15 protein-coding genes and 17 pseudogenes are annotated in these 26,971 nt (G+C 60.0%); 17 read left to right on the top strand and 15 right to left on the bottom strand.

The window, feature by feature from the left end; all coding sequences use genetic code 11:
- Positions 1-4 precede the first annotated feature (4 nt).
- Complete coding sequence (gene tnpB / locus QA643_RS28560) at positions 5-157, bottom strand: IS66 family insertion sequence element accessory protein TnpB (RefSeq protein WP_283029001.1); 153 nt, start codon at positions 155-157, stop codon at positions 5-7.
- 42 nt (positions 158-199) lie between these two features.
- On the opposite strand from tnpB, the pseudogene QA643_RS28555 reads away from it, so the two are divergent.
- Positions 200-1,413, top strand: a pseudogene (locus QA643_RS28555) (IS701 family transposase).
- Between the two features lie 168 nt (positions 1,414-1,581).
- Here the strand turns inward: QA643_RS28555 and QA643_RS28550 are convergent.
- From QA643_RS28550 to QA643_RS28535, 4 pseudogenes are all read right to left on the bottom strand, one after another.
- Positions 1,582-2,389 (bottom strand): annotated as a pseudogene (locus QA643_RS28550) (IS630 family transposase); the annotation flags it as partial.
- A 102-nt stretch (positions 2,390-2,491) separates the two neighbouring features.
- A pseudogene (locus QA643_RS28545) lies at positions 2,492-3,004 on the bottom strand (IS5/IS1182 family transposase); the annotation flags it as partial.
- A 251-nt stretch (positions 3,005-3,255) separates the two neighbouring features.
- Positions 3,256-3,548, bottom strand: a pseudogene (locus QA643_RS28540) (ATP-binding protein); the annotation flags it as partial.
- Positions 3,549-3,819: 271 nt separating this feature from the next.
- Positions 3,820-3,945, bottom strand: a pseudogene (locus tag QA643_RS28535) (IS110 family transposase); the annotation flags it as partial.
- Between the two features lie 473 nt (positions 3,946-4,418).
- Between QA643_RS28535 and QA643_RS28530 the strand changes: the two are divergent.
- The 7 genes and pseudogenes from QA643_RS28530 (at position 4,419) to QA643_RS28500 (ending at position 9,690) form a co-directional block, all read left to right on the top strand.
- Positions 4,419-5,181 (top strand): annotated as a pseudogene (locus tag QA643_RS28530) (IS5 family transposase).
- 35 nt (positions 5,182-5,216) lie between these two features.
- On the top strand, positions 5,217-5,855 hold the full coding sequence (locus QA643_RS28525; protein ID WP_283029000.1) for a hypothetical protein: 639 nt from the start codon (positions 5,217-5,219) through the stop codon (positions 5,853-5,855).
- Positions 5,852-6,835 (top strand): FliM/FliN family flagellar motor switch protein, encoded by a 984-nt coding sequence (locus tag QA643_RS28520; protein WP_283028999.1) that lies wholly within the window; start codon positions 5,852-5,854, stop codon positions 6,833-6,835. The genes QA643_RS28525 and QA643_RS28520 overlap by 4 nt, the downstream gene beginning before the upstream one ends.
- Positions 6,835-7,494, top strand: coding sequence for a type III secretion system export apparatus subunit SctR (gene sctR / locus QA643_RS28515; protein ID WP_283028998.1), 660 nt, complete (start codon positions 6,835-6,837; stop codon positions 7,492-7,494). Before QA643_RS28520 ends, sctR begins: the two co-directional genes overlap by 1 nt.
- Positions 7,494-7,754, top strand: coding sequence for a type III secretion system export apparatus subunit SctS (gene sctS / locus QA643_RS28510; protein WP_283028997.1), 261 nt, complete (start codon positions 7,494-7,496; stop codon positions 7,752-7,754). Before sctR ends, sctS begins: the two co-directional genes overlap by 1 nt.
- 176 nt (positions 7,755-7,930) lie before the next feature.
- On the top strand, positions 7,931-8,644 hold the full coding sequence (gene sctT / locus QA643_RS28505) for a type III secretion system export apparatus subunit SctT (RefSeq protein WP_283028996.1): 714 nt from the start codon (positions 7,931-7,933) through the stop codon (positions 8,642-8,644).
- On the top strand, positions 8,641-9,690 hold the full coding sequence (locus tag QA643_RS28500; protein ID WP_283028995.1) for an EscU/YscU/HrcU family type III secretion system export apparatus switch protein: 1,050 nt from the start codon (positions 8,641-8,643) through the stop codon (positions 9,688-9,690). Before sctT ends, QA643_RS28500 begins: the two co-directional genes overlap by 4 nt.
- Before the next feature lie 134 nt (positions 9,691-9,824).
- On the opposite strand, the pseudogene QA643_RS28495 reads toward QA643_RS28500, so the two are convergent.
- A pseudogene (locus QA643_RS28495) lies at positions 9,825-9,977 on the bottom strand (IS256 family transposase); the annotation flags it as partial.
- Between the two features lie 54 nt (positions 9,978-10,031).
- A pseudogene (locus QA643_RS28490) lies at positions 10,032-10,463 on the bottom strand (transposase); the annotation flags it as partial.
- Positions 10,464-10,788: 325 nt separating this feature from the next.
- On the opposite strand from QA643_RS28490, the pseudogene istA (QA643_RS28485) reads away from it, so the two are divergent.
- Positions 10,789-12,552, top strand: a pseudogene (gene istA / locus QA643_RS28485) (IS21 family transposase).
- A pseudogene (gene istB, locus QA643_RS28480) lies at positions 12,530-12,856 on the top strand (IS21-like element IS1631 family helper ATPase IstB); the annotation flags it as partial. The pseudogenes istA (QA643_RS28485) and istB (QA643_RS28480), both read left to right, overlap by 23 nt.
- A gap of 34 nt (positions 12,857-12,890) precedes the next feature.
- Here the strand turns inward: istB (QA643_RS28480) and QA643_RS28475 are convergent.
- Complete coding sequence (locus QA643_RS28475) at positions 12,891-14,960, bottom strand: recombinase family protein (protein WP_283028994.1); 2,070 nt, start codon at positions 14,958-14,960, stop codon at positions 12,891-12,893.
- 479 nt (positions 14,961-15,439) lie between these two features.
- Between QA643_RS28475 and QA643_RS28470 the strand changes: the two are divergent.
- Positions 15,440-15,643, top strand: a pseudogene (locus QA643_RS28470) (ATP-binding protein); the annotation flags it as partial.
- A gap of 205 nt (positions 15,644-15,848) precedes the next feature.
- Positions 15,849-16,595 (top strand): annotated as a pseudogene (gene istA, locus QA643_RS28465) (IS21 family transposase); the annotation flags it as partial.
- Here the strand turns inward: istA (QA643_RS28465) and QA643_RS28460 are convergent.
- The 4 genes from QA643_RS28460 to QA643_RS28445 form a co-directional block, all read right to left on the bottom strand.
- The gene (locus tag QA643_RS28460; RefSeq protein WP_283028993.1) at positions 16,544-18,679 is read right to left on the bottom strand and encodes a recombinase family protein; all 2,136 of its coding nucleotides are present in this window, start codon (positions 18,677-18,679) and stop codon (positions 16,544-16,546) included. The pseudogene istA (QA643_RS28465) and the gene QA643_RS28460 sit on opposite strands and share 52 nt — an antisense overlap.
- On the bottom strand, positions 18,672-18,953 hold the full coding sequence (locus tag QA643_RS28455) for a hypothetical protein (RefSeq protein WP_283028992.1): 282 nt from the start codon (positions 18,951-18,953) through the stop codon (positions 18,672-18,674). The genes QA643_RS28460 and QA643_RS28455 overlap by 8 nt, the downstream gene beginning before the upstream one ends.
- A complete protein-coding gene (locus tag QA643_RS28450) occupies positions 18,950-19,420 on the bottom strand; it encodes a helix-turn-helix domain-containing protein (RefSeq protein WP_283028991.1) in 471 nt (156 codons plus the stop codon). The genes QA643_RS28455 and QA643_RS28450 overlap by 4 nt, the downstream gene beginning before the upstream one ends.
- A gap of 165 nt (positions 19,421-19,585) precedes the next feature.
- On the bottom strand, positions 19,586-19,852 hold the full coding sequence (locus QA643_RS28445) for a DUF5372 family protein (RefSeq protein ID WP_283028990.1): 267 nt from the start codon (positions 19,850-19,852) through the stop codon (positions 19,586-19,588).
- Positions 19,853-19,899: 47 nt separating this feature from the next.
- Here QA643_RS28445 and QA643_RS28440 point away from each other — a divergent pair.
- The 5 genes and pseudogenes from QA643_RS28440 to QA643_RS28420 all read left to right on the top strand — a co-directional run.
- Positions 19,900-20,678 (top strand): annotated as a pseudogene (locus QA643_RS28440) (IS21 family transposase); the annotation flags it as partial.
- A gap of 11 nt (positions 20,679-20,689) precedes the next feature.
- A pseudogene (istB, locus tag QA643_RS28435) lies at positions 20,690-21,431 on the top strand (IS21-like element helper ATPase IstB).
- Between the two features lie 257 nt (positions 21,432-21,688).
- A pseudogene (locus QA643_RS28430) lies at positions 21,689-21,937 on the top strand (ATP-binding protein); the annotation flags it as partial.
- A 57-nt stretch (positions 21,938-21,994) separates the two neighbouring features.
- Entirely contained in the window at positions 21,995-22,459 is a 465-nt protein-coding gene (locus QA643_RS28425; RefSeq protein ID WP_283028989.1) for a transposase, read from the top strand.
- Between the two features lie 111 nt (positions 22,460-22,570).
- Complete coding sequence (locus QA643_RS28420) at positions 22,571-23,191, top strand: IS4 family transposase (protein WP_349253302.1); 621 nt, start codon at positions 22,571-22,573, stop codon at positions 23,189-23,191.
- Between the two features lie 233 nt (positions 23,192-23,424).
- On the opposite strand, the pseudogene QA643_RS28415 reads toward QA643_RS28420, so the two are convergent.
- The 3 genes and pseudogenes from QA643_RS28415 to QA643_RS28405 form a co-directional block, all read right to left on the bottom strand.
- Positions 23,425-23,653 (bottom strand): annotated as a pseudogene (locus QA643_RS28415) (TraM recognition domain-containing protein); the annotation flags it as partial.
- 101 nt (positions 23,654-23,754) lie between these two features.
- Positions 23,755-26,193 (bottom strand): Ulp1 family isopeptidase, encoded by a 2,439-nt coding sequence (locus QA643_RS28410; protein ID WP_283028988.1) that lies wholly within the window; start codon positions 26,191-26,193, stop codon positions 23,755-23,757.
- A 530-nt stretch (positions 26,194-26,723) separates the two neighbouring features.
- A pseudogene (locus QA643_RS28405) lies at positions 26,724-26,965 on the bottom strand (IS256 family transposase); the annotation flags it as partial.
- Between the last annotated feature and the right edge of the window lie 6 nt (positions 26,966-26,971).

Below are 26,971 nucleotides of genomic sequence, written 5' to 3'. Positions count from 1 at the left end.
CAAGTCAGCTGTAGATTTCTCCAATCAATTCATCTGCGCCGCTGAGATCGACACTGCGCCATTCGATGCCGAACGCCAGATGAAACTTTCCACGGTCCAGGCGCTTGGTATAAAGCGACAGACCGATCCCATCATGCCAAAGGATTTTAACTAGCACTACAGTTGCATCTTCCTGAAAGTTCTGAATCCATGGGCGACCATGATTCGGGATCTGATGATTGGTGGTGCGTCGGTTGAAGATACGCTGACGCTGTGGGCTTCGTCGTTGCGAGATGCCAAGCAACGCATTCGTCCGCTGTTTACGCAGGAGCGGGTCGCGGCCTCGGCGGGGCAGTTTCTCGACGGACTGTTGGGCAATGAGCCACGCAAGACGGGTTGGATGCGGGCTGAGGCGGCCGGCGATCCAGGCCCGTGGCGCCAGCAGGCGATCTTGGGCCGGGGCCAGTGGGACGCCGACGCGCTGCGCGACATTGTCCGTGGGTAGGCGCTGGAGACGCTTGGCGATGAGGACGCGGTTCTGGGCATCGATGAGACCGGCTTTTTGAAACAGGGCAAGGCGTCGTGTGGGGTCGCACGCCAGTACACTGGCTCGGCGGGCAAGATCACCAATTGCCAGATCGGCGTGTTCGCCTCCTATGTGTCGGCATGGCCATGCCTTCATCGACCGGGCGCTCTACCTGCCAAAGGAATGGACGGATAAATCCGCTCGCCTGAAGGCAGCGCATGTCCCGAGCGATGTGGGCTTTGCGACGAAGCCCAAGATCGCACGTCAAATGATCGCTCGCGCGATCGCCGCAAAGGTGCCGTTCTCGTTCGTGGCGGCGGACAGCGTGTATGGCACGGGAGAGATCGAGACCTTGCTGCGCAACGCAGGCAAAGGCTATGTTTTGGGTGTTGCGTCCAACCATGTGTTCCGCTCTTGGGGCAAGCAGCAGCCTGTCAGCGGCACCGCCTCGGCGATCGCGCAAAGCCTTCCCAAGCAGGCCTGGCGCCGCCTGTGCTCCGGCGAAGGGACCAAAGGTCCGCGCTGGCACGACTGGGCCTATGTCGAGTTGGCCGATCTCGACGGTAGTGAATACAATGATGACCTTGCCAGGGAATGGACACGAGGCCTTCTGATCCGCCGCACCATTGCCGATGGCAGCTTGGCGTTTTACTCCACGTGGTGCCCAAGGGCACGTCCTCCAGAAGCTGGTGTTAGTGGAGGGCCATCGCTGGGCCATCGAGGACAGCTTCGAAACGACCAAGAACGAGCTCGGTCTTGATCACAACGAAACCCGCTCCTGGCATGGCTGGCATCGTCATGTCTCACTCGTCATTCTTGCCTTCGCCATCATGGCCGTCATCCGTTCTCGGGCCAACACCGCGCCCAAAAAAACACGATCGCGGCCTCGAGCGAAGCATCGTTCTTGATCCGCTGGCCGATCCAGGAAATCAGGCGCATCGCCATGAAGCTTGGCCAACGACGCATCTCGCATGCACACTTGCTCGCTTGGTCGTTGTGGCGCAGGGCTCATCAGGCCAACGCGCGCAGAGCCCATCTCAGGAAAAACTTGCAACTGTAGTGCTAGTCACGTGAATCTAAAGTTCGCCACATAAAGTCTGCTGAGCTTTGTGACAGAAGCGTTTGACAGAAGCCAAGATCTGGTCTGCGGATTTGGTCCATTTGAAGGGCTTCGGGTTGTTATTGTGCAGTTCGATGAAGGTCCGGATGTCGGCCTCGAGCTGCCTGACGGAGGTGTGAACACCTCGCTGGATTTGCTTTCTGGTGAGTTCAGCGAACCAGCGCTCGACCTGGTTGATCCATGACGCGGAAGTTGGCGTGAAGTGGACATGATAGTGCGGCCGGCGAGCGAGCCACGCTTTGATCTTGGATGTCTTGTGAGTGGCGTAATTGTCCATGACGATATGGAGAGCGAGTCCCTCAGGGATTTGAGGGTCGACCTCTCTGAGTAACTTCAAGAACTCGACCGCCCGATGGCGCTTGTAGCATTTGCCGATGACAAACCCGGAAGCGACATCGAGCGCGGCAAAAAGCGTGGTCGTACCATGTCGCACGTAGCTGTGCGTGCGACGTTCCGGTACCCCAGGCACATCGGCAAGACCGGTTGCTCGCGATCGAGTGCCTGTATCTGACTCTTCTCATCGACGCTCAGAACAACGGCTCGGTTCGGTGGGGACAGGTAAAGCCCGACAATGTCGCGCAGCTTGTTGACGAATAGCGGATCGCTCGACAGTTTAAATGTCTGGCTGCGGTGCGGCTGCAAGCCGAACGCCGTCCCCATTCGGCGGATCGTAGTGTGAGAAAACCCAGTTTCCGCACCATCGAGCGGATTGACCAGTGCGTCGCGTCGGGCGGCGTTGTACGCAATGTCCGCTCGATTACCTCGTCGTCCGTTAAGAAGCCCATCTGAATCGGGGCCGGAGAGCGAATGCTCGTCCTAGTCTTAGTCTAGGGCGAGCAGGATGAGGCGCAACAGAAGCCCCAGCCAGCGAGGACGAGGCGGAGATTGTGGCCGGCGGCGGTGAGGATGACATTGGCGGCATCGCCGTCGCGGCCCTTCTGAGATAACAGCGGCCGAGGTGCCCGTCGGTCTTCATGTGCTCGATTACGGGCTCGATGGCTGATCGGCGACGGAGCTCGCGTTTAATGACGCCGAACTCCCCACGCTTCTGGCCGGAGATGAAGACGCAGCGCGGGTTTTCCGTTGTATGGCCGCGATAGCCCTTCTCGACATAGGCCCGCTCGATCGCGCAGCCGGTGAGCTTCTCTTTATCCTCGATGATGTCGCCGAGCGTGTGCCGTCATACGGGTTCCCCGGCAGTGCCCTGGCGTTCAGCACGAACTGGCCGCCCGGGGCGCGGGCGTTGGTGGTCACGATCGAAGCCTTGACGCCAATTCACAAGGCGCCGAAGCCTTGCCCTTGCCGATGCATTCGACCTCGGGCGCATGGATGGAATAGAGCTTGTATCCGCGCTGGCGCTGCTCTTGGGAGCGGATCTGCGCGGGCGCGAGAGCGGCTGCTCGAGTGCGCATTCCGGTGAAGGCGACCATGGATTCCGACGCATGGCGACCACTTGATCCGGTCGATGACGACCAGGGCGGCGCATGAGCGAGATGGCGCCGTTGGATGCAGGTTTTGATCTCAGTATTCGTGGTTTCGGTCAAGCTTCAGGTGGAGCCCGAGCGCGGCGCGGAGTGACCGCCGCGAGTCAGACGGAGCGCCGCGGGCGGGCGGGCGGCGGTGACGGTTGTCATTTCTTGACGGCCTTCGCCGATTTTGCGGCCGTCGCATCCGCCATTTCCGCGACCGGTCCCGCGGTGTCCGACCTGGACATCTTCGGATCGCGCATTGACGGACCGTCGAGCTCAAGGCGGTAGGCGTTGTGCACGAGACGATCGAGGATGGCGTCAGCGTAACGTCGTGCCATGCCTCGACCGGTAGCTGGCTGGTTATCAGCGTCGAGCCGGCACCGTAGCGGTCTTCAACAATTTCCATAAGGTCGCGCCGCTGGTTGGCTGAGAGCCGATCGGGGCCCCAGTCATCGTATGTGGACGGCCTCTGATGGCAAGCACAATTTGGCACTTCGAACGACTTGGACGGCTGCGATCGTATGTCCGGCCTTTAGCGCGGATCATATCTCCGCGGGCCCTGTCCGACAACCAAGGGGTCACATCAAGGATGCGAGCTTTAGAGCTCACACGACTGGTCGGGTTTTCCTGGTTTTCGGTGGCGACCGTTGTCTTTCATCATGCCTTTCTTGCACTTACCAAGCTTGGAACTCTTTGATTTGGATGCGGCTGGCCGAAACTGACGCTCAGGGTTTGGCGAACATCTCGGTGCGGAAGCATTCTCCGGTTCTCATCATTGCCCAGATGATCCGAGCCAGCTTGTTGGCAAGGGCGACGGTCACAAGCCGCGCCGGCTTTTTCGCCAAGAGCCCGAGGGCATTACACCGCGCGCCACGCCAGCGCATCCAAAATGCCTTCCGCTGACAACTGCGCCGGTATCTGACGCTGCGTTATGCGAAGGCTCTGCGTCAGCTGGCGTCGCTCCTGTCGTCCAACCGGCCAACCCGATGACCAGATCGGTTCACACCCGGAGGAAAGCCGCAACGCATGTGACCGTTACCATAACATCAACAGCTTGCCCGATATCGAAATTGTATTTGCCTCTGATCGGCCCTAAGCAGATCCTAGAGGGCCGCGGTGAGCGTTTCTTCGTTCAATCGCGTGAATGTGGCTCGGCAGGTCGATCTAACTCTGAATTGCGATGGCTTGCTGCGCTCTTAAACACGCGTGTGGTCACGGTGCTCCAATTTCTTCTTTCAATCTCAATGGAGGTGCGTTGTGTACTCAAATTCGTCTAGCGGATCAGGGCGAGCAATGATTCAGCTTGCCAAGCATCGGGGCTGGGATCAGGCGCTACGTCCTGACGGATTTCGAGTGGAGTTTTGTCGAGGCTCTTCTCCCGAGCGGCCGTCGATGCCGCAAGCCGGGCAACAGCCGTCGCGTTCTCAACGGCATCTTCTGGGTGCTGCGCGCGGGAGCGCCGTGGCGCGATCTCCCCGAATGATACAGGCCTTGTGCGACCGCTTACAACCGCTTCAATGGCTGGCGCAAGTCCGGGATGTGGGACCGGCTGATGGGTGCGGTCGTCAATGCGCGCGACGGCGAGGTGCAGATGGTCGGCAGTTCGATCGTGTGCGTCCATCAGCGTGCGTCCGGCGTGAAAAAAGAGTGGAGATCGTTGTGTGGGCCGAAGCCGAGGCGGCCTCACCACCAAACTGTACGCGTGCCTCGACGCGAAAGGTCAGCCCAGTATTTCTCCTGATCGCCCCCAGTGAGGCTCGCGACCTGACGTGCGCCGGGGCCATGCTCGACGGGCTCAATGCGCGCGCTGTCTTCGCCGACAACGGCTATGATGCCGATCGTCTTCGTGCCCGCATCCTCGATCAGGGCTCGGCCCCCAACATTGCCAACAAATCCGACCGGAAGAAAAGGTTCCGATGGGAGAGGGGCGTCTATCGCGAGCGCAGGCACGTTGAGCGCTTCTTCAGGAAGCTGAGCAGTTTCGGCGCGTCGCCACCCACTACGACAAGCTCGGTACGACGTTCTTCGCTTTCGTTCAGCTCGCTTCGGTGCGAATTTGGCCTCGATCAATCGAGCCAATACCCTAGCTCCGTGAGCGCTCGCGCTATTAAGAGGTGTTGCGATGTCCGTCACCGCGCCAGGTAACCGCTCTGTCGCGTTAGCGACTGTAGCTACGGCGCCCGTGCTTATTGAAGATGGCGCGCGCTTCTCGCGAGCGCTTGAGCGGGCAACGCTGGACGGTTGCGAGGCATTTGAGGAGGGGCCCGGCTGTAAGAGTCTCGGCAATGATCAGCGTGATTTGGAAGAAAGCGGGAGTGCCGCCTCCTCTCCCTTGCTTGCTGTTTCGCCCGTGCGTGCCATGCTGGCTCCTGTAGAGCATCCGTCGGCAGCCCAAGGTCAGTCGCGATCGGTCGAACTGGCCGAGTTGGCCGAGGTGATACTTGCGCGCTTTTCAATTAACGGCGACTATGAGGGCGACACCTCCGTGCATATCGTGCTGAAGGGTGCTTTGTTCGGAGACGCGCGTGTGTCCGTCAGTTGCAGAGATGATACCGTAAACGTTTGCATCGACTCGGAACGGCTTTGGCCTATCCTCCAGTTAGGCGGCCATGCCTTCGCGCGCGAGTTGTCCGATCGGCTCGGAATGCGCGCCATCATTGCGGCGGTTTCCCACAATTCAAGCTCGGAGGAGCAAGACAGTAACCTTGCTATCACGCGGGTTAGACCAATACTCCACTATGAAGCTGAGAAGAGCTCATGATCGATCTTCCCAGCTACGAGCCACGTGAGGCTGTCGCCGCATCGCAGCTTGCTGCCCGTCTGCCGGTTACTTTCGGACTTGCTGGCATGGACGTGAAAGCCGTCATGCTCGGTTCCGCAGTGCGACGCCTTCCATCCGATCACTTGTGGGTTCTCATGCGCGCACGTGGTCACCGTATTCACGTCGCGATTGATCGGACCGTCTGTCCGCCGAGTGCGGTCAAGCATTGGCCAAACATCACAGCGCTGCCTCTGGACGCCAGCCTGCGGGAAATACTGCTCGACGTTGTGCTCCGGGATCTCGCGGTGCAGGTGCAGCACTGGTGCGGTCATCGACCGATCTGGTCCTTGGCCGACGTCACGGAGTCGTTTCCCTGCGCCATTCAGATTCTTCGAGTAGAGCGTCCGAACGATGTTCTCGGCCTGGTGGAGTTTGATGCTGACGGACTGCAATGGATCGCCGACTGCTGCTCTGCTTTGCCAGTGGTGCGCGCCACCGTCGATGACCTTCCGCTCATTCTGGATATGCGAATCGCCCGTATCGGCCTTACGTTGGCGGAGCTGCAGCAGCTCGCCGAGGGCGACGTGATCCTGCTGGATGATCCTTCAGTGGACCAAGATGGCGCGATGACCGTCCTTATGGACCTCTCTGGAAGTACTCGGTTTCGCGCCTCAATCCGGAATTGCCGGCTTACCGTCCTTTCTGCAGTGGATCGTTTGATGGACCAACCAGAGCCGCTCCCCCCTGAAAGCTTCGATAGCATCACTCTGTCCGTTAATGTGGATGTGGGACGCCTCACCATGCCGCTCAGGGAGCTTCGTGAACTTGCTGTCGGCCAGGTCCTGGATCTCGGTTTTGACGCAACCGCTAACGTTTGTTTGCGCGTCAATGGTCAGGTGGTCGCAACCGGTGAACTGGTGCGCATCGCCGAGCGGACAGGTGTGCGCTTGTTGGACATACGCTTATCACGAGCCGAATGATGACCAGATTACCCGATCCTGTTACGCTGATCGTCGTGATGGGGGCCGTTGCGATGATCCCCTTCGTTGTAATTGCAGTAACTTCTTACGTGAAGCTCATCGTCGTTTTAGGGCTGGTTCGCAACGCCCTCGGACTTCAGAACATCCCGCCTAACATGGCGCTGAATGCAATCGCCATCTTGCTCTCGGTCTACATCATGCAACCAGTGGCCAAGCGTGTGTATGAGGCACTGCAAGACAAGCCGCTCGCCTACCAAAGTTTCCGAGACCTGGGCCAAACGATCGTCGTAGCTGCTGAGCCGATTCGTGAATTCCTCATTAAGAAGACGACACAAGAGGAACGCCTAGACTTCGTCAACTCGACTCGGCAATTGTGGAGCAAGGATGATTCTGCTATCGTGACCGACACGGATTTTTTGATCCTAGTACCAGCCTTCATGACGTCCGAACTGGAAGACGCATTCAAAATTGGCTTCTTGTTGTTCTTGCCCTTCATCGTCATTGATCTCATCATTTCTAACATTCTTCTAGCGATGGGCATGATGATGGTTTCACCTATGCCGATATCCTTGCCATTCAAGCTGTTCCTGTTCGTTTCCGTGAACGGGTGGCAGCGCTTAATTCACGGTCTCGCCTTGTCCTACGTGGGACCCGCGTGATGAATTCGGCCACACTCACCAACCTCGCCATTGAAGCGCTCAAACTGACAGTTATCCTGTCGATGCCGGCAGTCCTGGTGGGCACGATAGTTGGGCTAATTGTCAGCATGGTGCAGGCCGCGACTCAAGTTCAAGAGCAGACGCTTCCCTTCGCAGTGAAGTTGATATGCGTGAGCCTCATGCTGGTGGCTACCGCGAGCTGGTTCGAGGAGCTTAGCAGGTATACGGTGCAAATGCTCGACAAGATCAGTAGCTTGTAAGTCTAGGGCTTGAGGCTATGCGCGCTTGCCCGTCCTCCTAACGCGAGATCTACGCGAGCGTGGCAGGGAGCCCACTCTCCATCATTTTGTGTGCCTAGTTGATGTTGCCTGCCGATTCGGCTGACTTGCATACTTCCCTCGTTGTTCTTTTGCTCGCGACCGCGCGCATAACGGGCATGATGCTGGCCGTCCCTATTTTGGGACGTAGCATGGTGACGGGAATGGCGCGCGGCGGTGTGGTCATCGCCTTGGCGTTCCCCGTCATGGTTCGGGCTTGGGCAACAAAGCCCGCGGACCTGGACATCACGCGTTTGACGCCGATCCTGGGCCTGGGACTCAAGGAACTCCTGGTCGGGCTTGTGCTTGGCCTTCCGGTTGCCGCGACCATGTGGGGCGTGGAGGCATCCGGCACGTTCATTGACGACCAGCGGGGTGCCACGATGGCAAGCCTACTTAATGAGGCAAGCGGCAATCAAGCGTCGTTGCTCGGGACGTTCCTAGGCGAGCTTTACGCCACATGGCTGTTCGTCACCGGCGGGTTCTCCAAACTCTTGGAAGCATTCTATCGCTCCCATGACGTCTGGCCTCTGTGGAGTTTTTATCCTACACTCGGTTCAGAATTCGTCCGAGCGGTTCTCAGTCTGGCAGATGTCGTGATGGTGCTAACATTGCTTCTCGCCGGCCCAGCCGTCGTCGGCATGTTCCTCAGCGAATTAGGTTTGGCTTTGATCAGTCGATTCGCGCCCCAATTGCAAGTCTTTTATGTCGCTACATCAGTCAAGAGTATGGTTGCTCTTCTGCTGCTGATGCTTTCGCTCACAATTATTTTGACGTGTGCCGACACTCACATGCTACCAGCGGCCGCGTTTCTGAGCCGCATCGCCGAGTGACTGTTTTGGCAGGTGAAAAGACCCAAAAGCCCAGTCCCAAGAGGCTGCGCGACTTGCGCAGGATAGGCCAGGTCCCGCAGAGCAGGGACTTTGTATCAGCCTTAGTGACCCTTGGGTTCTTCGTCCTGTTCTTTGCTTCACTGCCTGACTTGATAGACCGACTTGAGGCAGCGGTCTTGTTGCCTGTTTCTCATCTCAAAGAAGATTTCGCAGTTGTCAGCCGGCAGCTCCTCAAGTCTTATATTCATGAAGCGCAGAGTATAGTCGCACCGTTCCTAGGCGTCGTGCTGATCATCGGCGTCGGAGCCAATCTCCTGCAGAACGGAGTTCTATTCTTCCCCGCGGCAGTCGTGCCGTCGCTCAAGAGGCTAAATCCAAGTCAGAACATCAAAAGGATATTGTCGCTGCAGAGCCTTGTCGAACTGGCTAAGTCGGTCGTTAAGGTGCTGATACTCGGCCTCGTTCTAATGTTTGTTCTCCGCGAACGCGTAGGTGCGCTGATCTCGGTTCCGGGTTGCGGTATGTCCTGTCTACGTTGGCTCACAGGTCGCCTGTTAATCTACGTCGCGAGTTGTGCGGGTTTGAGCTTCCTTGTGTTGGCAATGGCGGACTTGGCGTTCCAGCGATGGCAGTTCGCGAGGAACAACAGGATGTCGCGAGATGAGGTTAAGCGAGAACTTAAGGAAGATGAAGGAGACCCTTTGATCAAAGCTGAACGTAAGAAAGTTCTTGCCCAAATTGCCCAATCGCGCAGGGCGACCGTCTTGATCACCAATCCAACGCACATTGCAATAGCGATTTATTACGATCGGCAGCACACTCCCCTACCACTGATTGACGCCATCGGTACTGATCTCGTAGCACGGCGAATGATCGATGCTGCGGCCGCTGCCGGGGTCCCCGTGATGCGAAGCGTTCCGCTGGCACGCGCGCTCTTAGAGGACGGCCTGGTCGACGAATGTATTCCGTCGCACTTGATTGAACCGGTCGCAGCGGTTCTGCGGGCGGTTGGAGAGCTGGCGCCTCAGACTGCCCATGGGCCGTGATACCGGCCATATCAATTGCGCGGGGAGCTATGTGCGTGTTTCGGCAAATCCCGAACACCGATTTCGGTAATTCGCGGACAGCGATTTCAGTAATGGCACGAGCTATCGCTAAATTTTGGTGACGGCGCGGCCGGTCAGGCGGCGGCGGTTGTGGGCTGACGGTCAGTCGGTTTGGCGATGACCTCGATCCCATCGTTGAATGTCACACGGAGAACGAGTTTTGGCAACTGGTTGTGACCATCGAGACGACGCCAGCTTTTCTGCGTGGCCTCAAGCAGTTTGAAGAGTACGCGTCCGAGGACGGCCGCGCAACGACTACGCGCGCGCATAGACGGTCTCGGTTATGATGGTCGCTGGCCTGCGATGGGACGCTGATCGGAGGGTTTTTCGACCGCGCGTAGCCGTTTCCATTCCCAAGGAAGCAGCTCGTCCAGGCGCGAGGCAGGCAGATCGGCGATACGGGCCGGAACATCGGCGAGCCAGGCTTGCGGGTCGACGTCGTTGAGGCGTGCGGTGGTGAGAAGCGTCATCATGACAGCGGCGCGGTCTGCCCCGCGCTGAGAACCGGCAAAGGTCCAATTGCGTCTTCCGAGAGCGATACCGCGCAGCGCTCTTTCCGCAGCGTTGTTGGTCAGGCAGATTCTGACATCATCAAGGAAGCGGGCGAAGTCAGCCCAGCGCTTGAGCATGTAGTCGATCGGCTCGCGAACCTCGGAGGAGCGCGAGAGTGTGGCGCGTTCGGTGGTCACCCATTCGTGCATCCCATCGAACAGCTTTCAATTATCCACATTTGGCATCGGATTTGGACGACGCGCCGCGGGCAAAAACTTGAATCGGAAGAATCTGTTGTGATTCGTTGTTGAGCACCTGATTCGGAGGGGTGGGGTGCTCGATGGGCTTGGTGAAGGAACGCGCGGAGACGCGTGCTCAGCGATTGACGACCGGTATCGAAACCCCCGTGGGTCGGTCAAAATCCCCCGGGTATGGTCACTTGAAGCTCCCCCACCTGATGATCGTCGTCGGCGGCGCTGAACAGCGGTAGCCGGTCAGGCAGGACGTTTATTTTCGGTCCCTTTAGCCAGCAAGGGGACCGAGGAGTTGAACGTCTTGAAGCCACACCTGCAAAGCACGGTATTTACGCTCCTTGATCGCAACGCCAGCCAGCGCGAGATCCACAGGCTCGAGATCCACAGGCTGACGGGGGTCGATCGCAAGACGATCCGGCGTTACCGGGCGCTGTGGGCTGGTGCGGAGGCAAATTCCCCCGGGGAGGTGACCACCGGCCCGGTGAGCGTGGACGGCCAAATTCCTCCACCCCGACCACCGGCTTTTAGGGGGTCGGGTGCGACGGTCACCGGCAGCCAGGCCCGCTCGGCCTGCGAACCGCATCGGGCATGGATCGAAGAACAGGTCCGCCTGAAGCGGAATGCGCAGGCGATTTACCAGGACCTGGTTGATCGATTTGGCTTTCCGTCCACCTATCAGAGCGTCAAGCGGTTTGTGCGCACGTCGCGGCACGCCGATCCTGAGCAGTTTGATCGCCTTGAGTTCCTCCCCGGCGAGGAAGCTCAGGTCGACTATGGCGAGGGCGCGCCGACGGTTGATCCGAAGAGTGGGCGTTACCGTCGTCCCCGCCTGTTCGTGATGACGCTGCGCTACTCGCGGCGGAGCTTCCGGCTGGTGGTCTGGCAATCCAGCCAGCAGGTCTGGGCGCAGCTTCACGAAGAAAGCGTTCCGGTATTTTGGCGGGGTCCCCAGCTATGTCGTGCTCGACAACCTGAAAGAAGGCGTCCTCAAGCCGGATTTGTACGAGCCCCAGCTCAACCCGATTTACAGCGCGATGCTGGCTGATTACGCCGTGGTCGCCGATCCCGCGCGTGTGGCCGATCCCAACCGGAAGGGGAGCGTCGAGAACGCGATTCAACATACCCAGGGCACCGCGCTGGCCGGACGGCGCTTCGAGACGCTGGAGGCACAGAATGAGTTATTGAGGCACTGGGAGGAGAACTGGGCTTCCAAACGCATCCACGGCAGCACGCGCCGTCAGGTCGAGGCGATGTTCCAGGAGGAGAAGCCGCACCTGCGGCCGTTGCCAGTGGCTGCCTTCCGCATCTTCACCGAGGTTGTTCGGACCGTCTGCGACGATACCACCGTGCGTGTTGATAGCAGCTATTACGCCGCGCGGCCTGCGCCCATCGGCAGCCAGGTCGTGGTGCGGATCTACGCCTCGACGATCGAGATCCGCGATCGCCACACCCATGCGCTGCTGCGCGTTCATCCCCGGATGGCGCATCCGGTTCTGTCGTCCTGCCGACCAACGAGCGGCCGTTCAATCCGTCGCGGCAAACAGCCTTGCTGCTGTCGAGCGCCGGCCGCATCGGCCCGCAGACCAAGGCGCTGTGCCAGCAGATGTTCGACACCGAAGGGCGCGTTGGACAACGCGCGATGTGGGGCATTGTCGGGCTGAGCCGGAAGTATCCGGCACGGTTGGTCGAACAGGCTTGTGCGCACGCCATCGACAACCGCATCTACCGTTACAAGCACGTGCGCGCGACCGTCGAGCGGCTGTTTGAACAGGCATTCGCGCAGATTGAAACGACGCCACCACCGACATCGCAGCTCATTCAGGATCATCCGCTGATCCGCGCCCCCGCCGAATACGGTGATCTATTCAGCCGCGCGGTGCGGCGCGACGCCAACGACAATGACCGGCAGGCCGAGGCTCACAACGACCGCGCCCCTGTAACCCGCGCTCGTGTCGCCTGCACAACCCCGACCAGCTCCGGCGCCACAAGCGCTCCCGCTGCGCCTTCTCACCTCAAACTGGAGACTCAACTACATGATGACCATGCCGGAAATTGAGCGTTGCCTGCGACAGTTGCGCCTGTCGGGCGTCCGCGACACGCTGCAGACGCGCGTGCTGCAGGCGCAGGGCGCCAACCAACCCTTCCTCGAGACCTTCTCCTTGATCTTGCAGGACGAACTGGATCGCCGCCAATCCCGTCTTATCGAGCGGCGATACCAGCAATCCGGGCTCGATGAAAAGCTGACGCTCGCCGAGTTCGACTGGTCCTTTAATCCCAAATTGCCGCGCCAAACTTGCTTCCAGCTCCACACCCTAGCGTTCATTGCTGCCGGCGAGAACGCGCTGCTCGTCGGCAAACCCGAGTCAGATTCATACTACGCATCTCGCTACCCCCTTAGAGTTGAAGTTCTTTTTGACCCGGATCGCCAGACGATGGCCGCCGGAACCGCCGCGCATGCGCGGCGCGCTTGACATCGGGATGTTCCAGATCAACCGCTTTGATCATCCACGGTGCGCCTTTGCACAGCTGCTGGGCAGGCAAGCTCTGTTCTTCGATCAGACGGCGAACCGTCGAAGGACTGACTTTCAACGCAGTTGCAGCTTCGTCCAAAGTGACCTCTCCACGCTCGGCGCGCTCGCCCTCTCGGTAGGCCGCAATGGCGTGTTGATTGCGCAGGCTGCGAACGCGGACACGGGTCCAACTGTTGCCCCGCCCCGTCGACTTACTGGCGCGGTTGAGAACCGCGGCGATGGTGCTATCGGGCATCTGACGCGCGAGGACACGAACGAGATCGACCACATCTGCTGCGGTGCTCCAGCGGTGCTCGCCGGTGCGGTTCTTCCTCACCTGCAATGCCGTGTGATCGCCACCATGCCAGTGGACAATCAAGTCCAGCACCTCGTCGTGGATGCGCACAACGATCTCATGGATCAAGCTTCGGATGATCCTCTTGCGCGTCGCAGCTGTTGCACCCGGACTTTCCCAAGCTCTCTCGAGATCGGCACCAAGCGCAAGTAACCGATCGCGATCGATGTCGCTCAACGTCATCTCCGGCGTAGCCAACAACGTCTCGCGCTCGCCCTCAAGCTCGCGGACAGCGACCAGGCGTTCGTTCCAGCGCCGCTCCAGCTCGCCGGCAACAAGGCGATTGTCCGGATCGACAGCCTCGTATCGCCGATGAGCGCGAGTTGCCTCGTAGCGTGCCTGCTCCAGAGTCAACTCGAGCTGACGCAGCTTGTCGGCGTGTTCACGCCCGCGCGCTTCCATGGCCGCCAGTGCCGCCTGTACACCCAGCGGCTGCAGCCGCGCGATGACCTCCGCGCTGATCGCGCGATCCGCGCGCAGACCGCCGAATGAGATGCACGGGTCTCCACCATGGTTGATCTGGCTACCGCGGCAATGATAGCGCCCGACAGTACTGTGCGTGCCGCTGTAGGCAACGTGAAGTTTGCGGCCGCAGTGGCCGCAACGAAGAAGCCCCGCGAGAAGGCCTTCGCCGCGGCGGACCGAGCCACGATTCATGAAGCTTTTTCCGTTGGCGTTGTCGGTGATCAGGCGCTGATTCCTCTCGAACTCCGCCCACGTAATGTAGCCCTCATGGTGGTCCTTGATCAAAACCTCCCAGTCGTTGCGCTCGCGCCGGAAGCCCCGCACGATCCTCTTGCGGCCGGCCTCGATCGTCACCCGACTGCCCGAGCGCCCGAAGACATAGGCGCCAGCATAGGCGGGATTGGTCAGGATGTGGTGGATCGTATTGTATACTGGTAACTTCCATTCGACGTGGCGGCCCTCGGGGCCATGGCCGACCGCGGGCAAAGTGATTCGCTCCTGCCGTAACCAGAGGTGGACCTGGCGCAGTGTCTGCATCTCGGCAAACTTGGTGAACACGAGTACGAGCGCCTCCTGAATGCGCCGATCAGGGTCCTTCTCGATCCGATCGTGGGAGACCTTGAGATAGCCGATGGCGACGTTGAGGAAGAGCTCACCCCTACGTGCCTTCTGCTTCAAGGCTTCAAGCGAGCGTTGCCGAAAGATAGACAGCTCCATCTCGCTCATCGTGCCCTTCATGCCGAGCAGAAGGCGATCGTTGGGGTGGCGCGGATCGTAGACGCCATCCTCATCGACGATCAGTGTTCCAATGAGCCCGCAGAACTCCAGGAGCGTATGCCAATCCCTGCCGTTGCGGGCCAGCCGAGAGGCCTCAATCGAGACCACAGCGCCAACTCGCCCTTCGCAAATGGCGGCGAGCAGCTTCTCGAACCCGGGACGCGCGGTGCCGCCACCCGAGCGACCGAGATCGTCGTCGATTACGACCACCTCGCTCCAGCCCAGCTGCCGCGCACGGTCGGCCAAGCCGTACTGGCGGCGCTGGCTCTCGCGGTTGTTGATAACCTGGTCGGCCGTCGACTGACGAATGTAGACGACGGCGTGGCGAGCAAGGTGCTCAGGCGTGATCTTGCTCATCGCTGTCCTCCCGGTTCACGTCGTGTGCCTCGACTGCGCTGTCGGTGAGCGCTTCGGTCAGAAGCTCCTTTAAGAGCTCCAGCATTTGCTGATGGGTTTCGATTGGAATGCTGGTGTATGTCGGAGGGCTCTCGAACAGATCCCCTGACGACGTGATCCATCCGCCATGACCACCTCCTCGCGAATGGGACGATTCGCTGGAAGAGGAGGCTAAGGGCGCGTCGACAAGAAGACGCGCCTCCAGTAGACGATCCACCGGAAGCCGCGGATCAGCTTTGAGATGGAGGACGCGGCGGCGGGAGCCGCCATCCATGCCGGCAGCAGCGTCAACGTGGCGTCAGGTTGTCTGATAACAAAATGCGTATCACCCCCAATCCGCTTGCAGGCGATAACCACGACTGACGCTCCGCATCGCGGATGGAACGGGTAAAGGATCTCCACATCAGATCCCAGACACCCGGCATTATGACGCTGGTCCGCCTGGCACCGGGAAATCCCACATCGCCAAGGCGATTGCCTATCAGGCGATCCTGCAAAACCACAAGGTCCAGTATCTTGAGACCGACGACTTCTTCCACCGCTATGCCCTGAACTCCCCGGCGCAACGCGAGGTGCGCCTGAGAACCATCATCGACTGCGATCTCCTCGTGCTGGACGATCTGTTCCTCGCACGCGCCATCCCTTGCCGATTCCGAGGTGATGGTGCGCGACGTACCGACTTGATGGCGCGCAGGGTTCCGAAATGATCGCGCGCAGCATTCCGAGCATTGTCCGCGCAGCATTCCGATTTGATCGCGCGCAGTTTCGGATGGTGTGAGGCCCGATCGTTGGGCCATTTCTCCGGCTGGAAGCAGTTGGGAGGATTGGATGCCGACGAGGAGGGTTATCATGCGCCAGGTGCGCGAGATTGTGAGGTTGAGCCTTGAGGCTGGGCTCTCGACGCGCGTGGTTGGCGAGCGCGTCGGCATCGGGCCGACGACGGTACGTGACACGCTGAAGCGGTTTGCGCGCGCGGGTCTGGCATGGCCAGTCCCGGAAGCGATAAGCGACGCCGAGTTGGAGCAACGGCTGTACGGGTTGCCTGGCGTGAAGCCGGGTCGCCGCAAGGTGGCCGAACCGGACTGGTCCGTTATTGCCCGCGAGCTCAAGCGCAAGCATGTGACCTTGCAGGTGCTGTGGGACGAGTACATTGCAGAGCATCCGGACGGGTACCGGTACAGCCGTTTCTGTGACTTGTTCCGCAACTGGGAAGGCCGGCTGCCGCTGGTGATGCGCCAGCACCACGGCGGCGGCGAGAAATTGTTTGTCGACTATGCCGGCGACACGGTGCCGGTGGTTGACCGTAAGACTGGCGAGGTGCGCGACGCGCACATCTTCGTGGCGGTCATGGGCGCATCCAGCTTGTCGTTCGCGCTGGCGACGTGGACCGAGCAGCTCGGCGACTGGATCGCGGGACATAACGCGGCCTTCTTTTTTGGCGGCGCGACGCAACTGCTGGTGCCCGACAACGCCAAGGTCGCGGTGATCAAGGCCTGCCTCTATGACCCTATGGTCAACCGCAGCTACAGCGATATGGCGCAGCATTACGGCACGGCGATTTTGCCGGCACGGCCGCGTCGCCCGAGAGATAAGGCGAGCGCTTCATACTGCACCTCATTCCTGTGATGGCGCGGTGATGCGGTGAGTTGCGCCGGGCGCGCGCCGCGCCCACCGCAGCCCTTGCGGATCGTCATGCCAGGAGGGATCTCCCACAGGCCACGGTTCAGGCTGTCGGTATAGCATTTTGAGATGAGCCCCTGGCGACCCCACGTGTGTACGGCTGTCTCGGAGACGCAGAACTTGGTGGCGATCTCGCGCGTCGTGAGCATACCACGCCGACGCAGCCGCTCATATCGGCTCGCAAGTTTGTAGGCGCAGCGAATGAAGGCAACCTTCTTCAGATTGAACGCCTTTGCCTCCCATGTACGCCATCCGTGCTTATTGAGAATCTCGGCGACTTCGCGATCGCAATGATGATCAAGAAGACGATCAACCTCGGCGACGAGTTCAGGTTTGAACTTGCGGATCTGGGCGATGGGTAGCGGCCGGTCGAGCACCAAGGTACGCGTGGCGCCGCCGGACAGGCGCACATGGGCCGTGATAGTTTGCGACTTGATTAAGGTTACGTCGTCGATGAGCAGACGCACGATGCGCTTGCGCTCGCGGGACTCAACTCGCGGATCTTGCCAGATCCGCGGAAGCTGCTCGGCGAGGTCAAGGATGCGTCGCTGGGCTTCTGCGCTGAGTGCCGCAGCCTGCTGTTTGCTTCGGCGCTTGTAGTCTTCGGCGGCATGGGCATGGCGGCGCAGCTTGTCGTTCCATTCGGCCTCGAGTGAATCGGCGACGAGTCGGTTGTCGGGATCGACCTTCATGTAGCGTCGACGCGCAAGCTCGGCTTCATAGCGCATCCGCTCGACATGCTGGCGACGCGCTGCATCGGTCTCTGCGGCGCGCGTCTCGAGCTCGCGCTGCACCTCGAGGGTGACGGCCAGCGTCATCGGCGTCATCAGCTCGATCATCAGGTCTGCGATCCCCGCATCGACGATCTTCCCGGGAACCGTTTGGCAGGTCCATCCCGCGCGGCGTACCGCGTTCGCCTGGCACAGATAGGTTGGGACGGTGCTGCCGTGCTCCTGGCTGTAGCGCACACCCATGCGTTCGCCACACAGGCCACAGACCACGCGACCTTGGAGAAGCGCCGGTCCCTCGCGCGCCGGTCCCGACCGCCGCTCGCCACCGAAGGCACGAGCGTTGTCGGCGAGCCGCCGCTGGTTGGCCTCGAAGCGTTCCCAGTCGATGTAGCCCTGGTGCATCCCCGGCATAACGAACTGCCAATCGGCCCTGGCAACCTTGACGACACTGGTGCCACCATCGGGCCGGTGCCGTATACGCGTTCGGCCATACGCAAAAGCGCCGGCGTAGCGCGGATTGTGGAGCACCTGCAGAACGCGCGCATGGTGCGGCGCCGCCCACAGGAGATCACCCTTGTTCGGTCCTGTCCGGAGTCGTCGCGGGAACAGCAAACCTTGCTCCCGGAAGAAGCGGACTGTCTGCATCGCACTTCCGGTCTGCTCGAAGGCATCGAACACGAGACGGATTGCGTTCTGCACCTGGAGGTCGGGATCGAGGCCGATCGTTCGATCGTTCCGGTAAACCAGCCCAACCGGAGGGCACATCTCGAGCTCGCCGCGACGGGCCTTGTTGAGCTGACCACCACGCATGCGTGCTTTAAGGATGTGCAGCTCGGCCTCGCTCATCGTACCTTTGAGGCCGAGCAAGAGGCGATCGTTGAAGCTGGCTGGATCGTAGATACCGTCTTCGTCAAGGATGAGCGTCGCCGTCAATGCGCAAAGTTCGATGAGCCGGTGCCAGTCGGCCGAGTTGCGCGCAAGGCGCGAGACCTCCAGCCCCATGACAATACCAGCCTTGCCGAGCGCCACCTCGCTCACCAGTTGCTGGAAGCCATCGCGTGCTGTCGTACTTGATCCGGACTTGCCGAGATCGCGATCGATGACGTGAACGCGCTCGACCGGCCAGCCGGCCACAACTGCTCGATCCCGCAACCCATATTGGCGCTCGGTGCTCTCGCCGTGCTCGGCGACCTGGCGAAGGGTCGATTGGCGGACATAGAGGTAAGCGTCGCGCTTGAGATGGTCGGCAGTGACTTTAAGCTCAGGCATGGAAGGGCTCCATTGCGATGGCGACGAGGATGCCAGCGATGAGGCGCGTGACGTCGCTTGTTGCGGGCGACGGATTGTCTGGGGCCGAGTGCGCGAGCCGATGGTCGTGGCAGGCCGCCTCGGTATTGACCTCCTGCCCGCGTGCTCGGATCCACGCTGCCAATCCCCGTCGACGAAGAATGGTGAGACCCGGGCAGGCCGTGAACTCGGCACGCAATGCGGCGGCGCGTAGCTTCTCGTAGCTGTCCGCTGCGTCCGCAGGCGCGGCGATCAAGCTGGATTGAGTCGTTTTTTGCGCGCCAGCGCCCGCTCCAGGCTGCGTCGGTGCACCTTGACGCCGAACCGCGCCTCGATCGCATCTAGGCAGTGCGACGTCGTCAGTTCGGGTCTTGCAGCTTTGAGAGCTGCGACGAACGCAACGACCTCGGCGGAGACCTTGTGGCCGCCTTTGGGGCCTCGCCGGTTCGGCAACAGGCCGGCAAGCCCGGAGGTTTGCAGGGCGCTCTGCGCCTTGTAGAAGGTCGGGCGCGTCACGCCGAATGTCTCGGCGGCCTCGCTGATCGCAATGCCGTCGACCTGGTGACGTCGCACCATCTCGTAGCGCACCTGCACCAGGTCCTTCGCATCGAAGAATGGGTTGCTGACGAACGAGGGGTCGCGGACAGCTTCCGGATTTGAATTGAGGACGCCGTCTTGCGCCAGCGCCTCGCTCTTCGAATCCCGCTTCTTCGCCCTGGCCATGCTCGGCCTCAATCTTACGTAAATATAAATACACCTCTACATGTTGGGGTGTCAACGGAGATGTTGACGCAATATGAAGATTTGCCGCCTCTATTTTGGTGGAAATACACTGCGCCGCGTCGACAGCATGGCGTTATTGTCTTTACATATGCGGCGTATTTATCTTTACGCATCGCGGGTGCCCATGCTCTCCGCGAGTTGATCCAGCGCGTCACAAAGCGCCAACAGGTCAACCGCGCAAAAGGCTGCTCTACCCGCAGCGATCAGCCGGAACTCATCGGGTGGATCGATATCGGTCCATGCGCTCGCGATCGTGCAAAGTCGACCGTTCTGACCCTCATAGACCACCCGGTCTTCGCCCCAATGACGGCGCCGACAGATCAGCTCGAACTTGCGACCGCAAAGCGGATGGAAGGGATGCGTGATCCGCACCTTTTGCTGGGTCGTACCCGCATGACCTGCAGTCGACAACTTTTGCCAAGGCGAAGGTTGAGGCCGGCGTCGGAATCATCGAGCGCTGGCTACTGGGACGGCTGCGCAACCGAACCTTTTACGGCCTTGCCGAGCTCAACGGTGCGATTGCCGAGTGGCTGGCCAAGCTCAATGACGGGCGGGTGCTACGCCAGTATGGCCGCACACGGCGCCAGCTGTTCGAGGAAATTGACGCGCCGAATCTTAAACCGCTCCCCGGCGAGCCGTGGGTCCATGCCGAATGGCGCCGATGCCGGGTTGGGCTCGACTATCACGTCGAGATCGAACGACACTACTACTCGGTGCCCTACCGCTTCGCCCGTCGCGAGGTAGAAGCGCGGATCTGTGCGCGAACGATTGAAATCTTCCTGGGGGGCGAGCGTATCGCCGTGCACATGCGCGGCAGCGGCAACGGGCATCACACGACGATCAGCGCCCACATGCCTTCCAGCCACCGGCGCTATGGCGAGTGGACGCCGGCAAAGATCCGCAGGAGGCAAGCCGGATCGGCCCGATGCTGCGCCTGCTGGTCGACCGGATCATCGAGGATCGGCCGCATCCCGAACAGGGCTATCGTTCGTGCCTGGGGATCATCCGACTTGAGAAGCACTTTGGCGCCGAACGCCTCGAGGCGGCCGCGCTGCGCGCGATTGAAATCCGGACTCGCAACTACCCGAGCGTCAAATCGATCCTCGAGAAGGAGCTTGATCGCGTTGTAACGCCCGCGTCCCCCGAGCGCGAGCCGATCCTACACACCAACATCAGAGGCTCGGACTATTACCACTAAAAGGGAAGAAAATGCTGACACACCCTACACTCCACTTGCTTACCCAGCTCGGCCTTACCGGTATGGCCGAGGCCTTTAAGAACCTTGCCGACAACGAGGAGGTCCATGGTCTCGCTCACGCCGAATGGTTGGCGTTGCTGCTGGATCGTGAAGCGACCTGGCGTAACAACCGGCGCCTGGCGCTTCGTCTCCGCAAGGCAAAGCTGCGTCATCATGCCGTGCCCGAGGATATCGACTACCGCGCACGCCGTAGGCTCGACCGCCGCTTGTTCGACATGCTGCTCAAGGGAGACTGGATCAAAAACCATGAGAATTGTGCCATTGTCGGGCCAACCCGGCGTCGGGAAAAGCTGGCTGGGCTGTGCGCTTGGTCACAAGGCCTGCCGGGACAACCATTCTGTACTTTACACCCGGCTGCCGCCGTTGTTCGAAGAACTGGACCTTGCCCGGGGCGACGGTCGACTCACTTCGCGGATGAAGAGCATCGCCGCCGTCGAGCTCCTAATTTTGGACGATTGGGGCCTCCAGGCCATCGACGCCAATGCCCGGCATCATCTGCTCGAAATCCTCGAAGACCGCTACGGCCGTCGATCAACACTCGTCACCAGCCAGCTTCCAATTGCCAAATGGCATGAGCTCATAAATGACCCAACTTACGCTGATGCCATACTTGATCGGTTGCTTCACAACGCTCACAGGCTGGAACTAAACGGTGACTCCATGCGTCGCACGCCGGTTCTTCCTCGGGCTTGATTACATCGTCGGCCCGATGAAGACCAGGGACTACAGCCCGCGAAGCTGACCGGCCGCTACGGCACTGTTGGGGGTGCGCGTCCAGTCAGCTTCGCTCCATCGAGCGACACCAGACGTGATCTCTTCGGCGGCCGCTTGACCACGGGCGACCGATAGTACCAATTGCCTTTAACGATCGGGGGCTTCACATGCGCGCGATCAGATTGGAATGCTGCGCGGCATCAGATTGGAATAGCTGCGCGCGATCATCGGAATCCGCAATCCCTGACGACGCCGGCGCATTGCTGCAGACCCTGATCCATCAGCGATACAAACTGCACCGCAGCGTCATCGTCACCTCCAATCGCGTCGTGCAGGATTGGGGGACATACCTGGGGGACAACACCATGAGTACGACGATCCTCGATCGCCTGATGCATCATTGCCATCTGCTTGAGTTCGACGGATGCAGCTATCGGCTCAAAGAGGCCGCCGAAACTCTTGCCCGTGAAACAAAGGCAAACTAACAAGCAACTTGTCCTGCCTTGGAGGAATTTGACTGACCGCACCGGGAGGAATTTGAAGTGACCCGCGGGGTCGAGACGTGGGTTGATCGGGAAGCTGCAGGATGCGAGTTTAAGGATGAGCGGCTTGGCCGGCGGTTCTGCAAATTGCTCGCACAAGTCGGGAGCGACATGGGGCAGAGCATCCCGCTGGTTTGTCAGGACTGGGCCAACACGAAGGCGGGCTATCGCTTCTTCTCCAACGAACGGGTCAACGAGGCGGATATTCTTTGGGGTCATTTCGAGGCGACGCGCAGGCGCGCAACGGCGACCGAGGGACCGATCCTCATCCTCCATAACGCGACGGAGTTCAGCTTCAAGCGCGAGAAGCCAGATCTGATTGGCTTTACCGGTAAGACGGCAGGGCGCACGCAGCGCGGCATCCTGATGCATTCGAGCCTCGCCGTGACGACCGAGGGGCTTCCCTTCGGACTGGCGGCATCAAGTTCTGGACACACAAGAAGTTCAAGGGGACGACGGCGCTGAAGCGAAAGATTAATCCGACACGGGTTCCGATCGAGCAGAAGGAGAGCATCCGCTGCTGGAGAATTATAGTAATCGACCGACCTTCTCGCCGCCCCTGGACGATGCGTTCATATTGGTGATCGCGAGAGCGACATCTATGAGCTGTTTTGCCTGGCCGAGGAGGTTGGAACGCATTTCCTGGTGCGAACCTGTGTTGATCGGCTTGCGGGGGACGGCAATTATACAATTGCCGACGAAATGGACGAGGTTACGGTCAAAGGCCTACATCGGATCAACCTCAAGGACGACAAAGGCGATCCGGATGAAGCGCTGCTCGAAATTCGTTTCCGCAAGCTTCGAATTCTGCCGCCGATCGGCAAGCAGAAGAAATATCCCGCACTCACTCTGACCGTGATCCATGCTCAAGAGCGGGGGACGCCGAAGCGGCGAAAGAAGATCGAGTGGAAGCTCCTCACCGACCTCCCGGTCCAATCGCGCAAGGACGCCATCGAGAAGATCGAATGGTACGCGTTGAGGTGGAAGGTCGAAGTCTTCCATAAGATCCTCAAATTGGGCTGCAAGGCGGAGGATTCTAAATTGCGAACCGCTGAGCGTTTGGTCAATCTGATCGCAGTTTACTGCATTGTGAGTTGGCGCGTCTTCTGGATGACGATGCTCAATCGTTCCTCGCCGAATGCCGCACCGCAGACGGCGCTGAATGATCTCGAAATCAGGCTCCTTGATCATTGGTGAAAGACAGGGGTGGCGATCACTGTCGAGGAAGCACGCTCTCGCACTATGTCGTCAAGATCGCGCGGCTCGGAGGATACTTGGCGCGAGCCAACGATCCGCCTCCAGGAAATACCGTGATCTGGCGTGGACTGTCGCGGCTAACCGACATCGAACTCGGAGCCGCGATCGAGGCAAAAATTAGGGGTAATTGAAAGATCGGCTTCGCGCTTACGTCTTGGGCATGGCAATCCTCCATACAATGATGAGCAGGAGTCGATAGCGCGCTCGTTCGGCAGGAAGATGCGCGTCGGGCAGCTTTCGACGATCGCGGGTGCGATGTTGCTACCCTCGATGTCGGAGAGCGATTGCATGGCGAAGACGACGGAGGCATTTCTTCCTGAATGTCTTCAGCCATTCGCGAAGCTGCTGGGCGAACCCCGGATCGTCGAGGACAAGCCAGCCCTCGTCGATGGTGAGGAGCGTCGAGTTCGCATTGCTCACCCACCCGTTTTACAGAACCGCACGTGGCACGCCCCGTTGCACCCCGTGCTGAACAAGGTCTTCGCAACCTAACATGGGGGGCCTCAATTGAGGAAGAGGAGAACGTCGTTCTGCCGGCCTGAGGGTCCCAACATGGCCCTGTAGGGCACGCCAAGGATGCGGATGCTTGTCTCGGCTCGCTGCGCGCTCGGCAGCATACCGTACCAATGCATTCCTCGCATGAGGTCCTCCGGCGCTTGTTGGTTGCCGTGTTGCCAGCCCGGAGGGACGAATTGTCCTAAGTCCGTCGGCGCAGAGTATGTCGGGCCAAAGATCGAGGCGCCGAGATCTTGATTCCACGCTGGTGGGCTTGGCTGGTTGACGCTTGGCGCTGGCGATTGGACGGGCGGAGCCCAAAAGTTCGCTGTAGTCCAACTATCGCCAGAAGGCTGACCGGCTCGATCCACATCTCGCCAAAACTGCTCCGAATTGAAGCTTTCTGGCTGGTTGACGCTTGGCGCTGGCGATTGGACGGGCGGAGCCCAAAAGTTCGCTGTAGTCCAACTATCGCCAGAAGGCTGACCGGCTCGATCCACATCTCGCCAAAACTGCTCCGAATTGAAGCTTTCTGGCTGGTTGACGCTTGGCGCTGGCGATTGGACGGGCGGAGCCCAAAAGTTCGCTGTAGTCCAACTATCGCCAGAAGGCTGACCGGCTCGATCCACATCTCGCCAAAACTGCTCCGAATTGAAGCTTTCTGGCTGGTTGACGCTTGGCGCTGGCGATTGGACGGGCGGAGCCCAAAACTTCGCTGTAGTCCAACTATCGCCAGAAGGCTGACCGGCTCGATCCACATCTCGCCAAAACTCCGTCGGATCGACGCCAGTTGTTGAGGGACCCGATCGAGCCGCTGCATCCTCCGCGCGCCCAACACGGCGAGCGGTGCTCAATCGCAGTTGGAGGTTCTCCCGACTGACGGGGAAGTTTTCGAGGTCTATCGCGGCTGGCTCGTACCCTTGCGCCAATTGTCTGACCAGCTCCCGCGTGCCATCCACCAGGTAGACGCCGCAATCATAAGTGTTCTGCTGCTGAGCCATCCTGCGAAATTCGAGGCGAGCGCCCAGCTCTTTTGCGAGCTCTGCTGCATGTCGGTTGTTGTATCCCCCGTAGGAGTCGTAGTGATAGGCAACCGGCATGAGCCGATCGCGGCGATCAACGAACAGCAGCGACCAATGGGTGCCGCCGCCGCGATTAGGGCCCTCAACAGGGGCATCGTTCAATGACAGCAACAGGAAGTCGGCGGTATCGTTGTCGTTCGGACCATTGACAATGCGATGGAATGCGACAGTCTGGGTAGAGCGCGAGCGCAGCTGAAGAACCGTGAGGGGATCCGCGAACCGCGTCCGCGCGGCCAGATCCGGATTGCGCCTCTGCAACTCCTGCTCCATGAGGCCGTAATCCGCCCAGATGTGTCGATCGCTCAGCCACTCCTCGGCGCCGAGAGGCGGCGGCCCGCTGCGAACATCGAGCGAAGCATCACCACCCCGCTCCTCAGGTGAGGACGGTAGATCAACCAGAGAGATAATGCCAGGGTAGGCGTCTGCCGACCGAGCAGGCACGGCCTTGTCGGCCAGCTGCGGGCGGGGATCGCTCAAAGTCATCGCATGTTCGGCAGCCACGTCGCGCCGCTTGCGCCGCCCAATCGGCATTCCGCAGTGGAACTTCCATAATGCTTCCACTGCGGAAAGCGAATTGTGATCGCCAGGCCCGTTGTCAACAAAATCTTTTAAATAAGCCCTCAATCGAACAGGATCATCAAGCAGGCTCTGCAGTGTCAACCTTCTGGGTTCACGCTGAAGCCAACGGCAGAAGCGGCGCAAATCGGACGTCTGCTGAGCAACGGCTTTCTTGGGCAGGACCTCGGAAAAGCTCTGAAGCAGGGCTACGTCTTCCTCAGACAGGGGCCGCCTGCCGTCCTCGAAACTCAGAAATGCCTGCAATGCAGAAGGAAAAATCCTGGGGCAACTCTTCGCATACTCCTTCGCAACGGTATTCAATCGAGCACGATCATCAAGCAGGCCCTGCAGCGTCATATTTCTGGGCGGAAGCTGAAGCCAACGGCAGAAGCCGCGCAACGCCCACATGTAGTTGTTAATGGTTTTGCGCGGATATGGCAGCGCTGCCCGGAGGCGGACAAGGAGGGCCTCATCTTCGGCGGATACCGCGGGAGCGCTGATGACAAAATCCATGCGAAGCTCTGAACTCACCACCTGCGACACCGAACCGTAGGAGGATTCTTTGCCACGACTTACCCCGAGCGCCTTGGCAATCCCTGATCCCATGCGCGACAATAGTCCACGCTTTTTGCAATCGTTGATCTGGATTGCGGGCCGCCTCTCGAGCGGCGAAGTGTCGCGCGAGCTGCCGGAATGCCCGTCAGAGCTCAACTCCTCTGCTCCAACGAGGTGAGCACCAGGAAGGTCCACGCTGTGGCGAGCGCTGCTGAACCAACTCGCCTCCCGGTCCGATTGGGGCATCCGCATCGATCCTCCGACATCAGCGCACTGGAATCTTCCGCGCGCCTCTGCGGAATGAGGATCACGCGACCTACCGGCACCCTCATCGGAGGAGCCGAGAGCCAACCCGCCCAGATGCTGATCAAGGCTCGCTTGTTCTGCAGTCATGTCGCCCGAATCGTGCATTGCCCACCGCCGCTCTTCAAAGGCAGGGTACCGAAAGAAGTCGTTATACGCAGGGTCCACACTGCTCTCCCTCGATCAAATAGATGCTCTATCGTCTCCAGAACCAAGCTAGGATTCACCTCGAGACCACGCACATCAGGTCAGCGCCCGTAACTGGCCCCTGGCCGCCTAATGCTCGAGTACGAAATTGCCCGCCGCTTTGGTATGCAAGGCGTTGAGGCGGATGTGAACGCCAAATTGGGCGCGACCCCTCTCCTCCTCTACGTGAGAAATACACGTTCACTATGTCCAGCACAAATAGATGTTCACTATGAAGCAGTGCATGATGCTTATGGGCGAGCTATCCCTAAATTTGGTGATGGCGTGGCCGGTCAGGCGGCGGGGGTTATGGGCTGACGGTCAGTCGGTTTGGCGATCACCTCGATCCCATCGTTGAATGTCACACCGAGAACGAGTTTTGGCAACTGGTGTGGCCATCGAGACGACGCCAGCTTTTCTGCGCGGCCTCAAGCAGTTTGAAGACCATCGCGAGCGCCGTCCTGTTGGACAGGCAGCCCTTCGATCGAATTGTGCGGTGGCGCACGGTAGCGAAGGTGCTCTCAATGGGATTGGTAACCGG

Origin of the sequence: Bradyrhizobium sp. CB3481 (assembly GCF_029714305.1) — a bacterium.
Lineage (GTDB): Bacteria > Pseudomonadota > Alphaproteobacteria > Rhizobiales > Xanthobacteraceae > Bradyrhizobium.
The sequence above is the reverse complement of the archived record's forward strand: the minus strand, read 5'-3'. Positions and strand labels throughout refer to the sequence as shown.

Bases quoted from the DNA above. Each gene is read 5' to 3' on its own strand.
- QA643_RS28475 (WP_283028994.1), bottom strand. From the start codon at position 14,960: ATGAGCAAGATCACGCCTGAGCACCTTGCTCGCCACGCCGTCGTCTAC.
- QA643_RS28410 (WP_283028988.1), bottom strand. From the start codon at position 26,193: ATGCGGATGCCCCAATCGGACCGGGAGGCGAGTTGGTTCAGCAGCGCT.
- QA643_RS28520 (WP_283028999.1), top strand. From the start codon at position 5,852: ATGATCGATCTTCCCAGCTACGAGCCACGTGAGGCTGTCGCCGCATCG.
- QA643_RS28460 (WP_283028993.1), bottom strand. From the start codon at position 18,679: ATGCCTGAGCTTAAAGTCACTGCCGACCATCTCAAGCGCGACGCTTAC.
- sctT (WP_283028996.1), top strand. From the start codon at position 7,931: ATGATGCTGGCCGTCCCTATTTTGGGACGTAGCATGGTGACGGGAATG.
- QA643_RS28525 (WP_283029000.1), top strand. From the start codon at position 5,217: ATGTCCGTCACCGCGCCAGGTAACCGCTCTGTCGCGTTAGCGACTGTA.
- QA643_RS28450 (WP_283028991.1), bottom strand. From the start codon at position 19,420: ATGGCCAGGGCGAAGAAGCGGGATTCGAAGAGCGAGGCGCTGGCGCAA.
- sctS (WP_283028997.1), top strand. From the start codon at position 7,494: ATGAATTCGGCCACACTCACCAACCTCGCCATTGAAGCGCTCAAACTG.
- sctR (WP_283028998.1), top strand. From the start codon at position 6,835: ATGACCAGATTACCCGATCCTGTTACGCTGATCGTCGTGATGGGGGCC.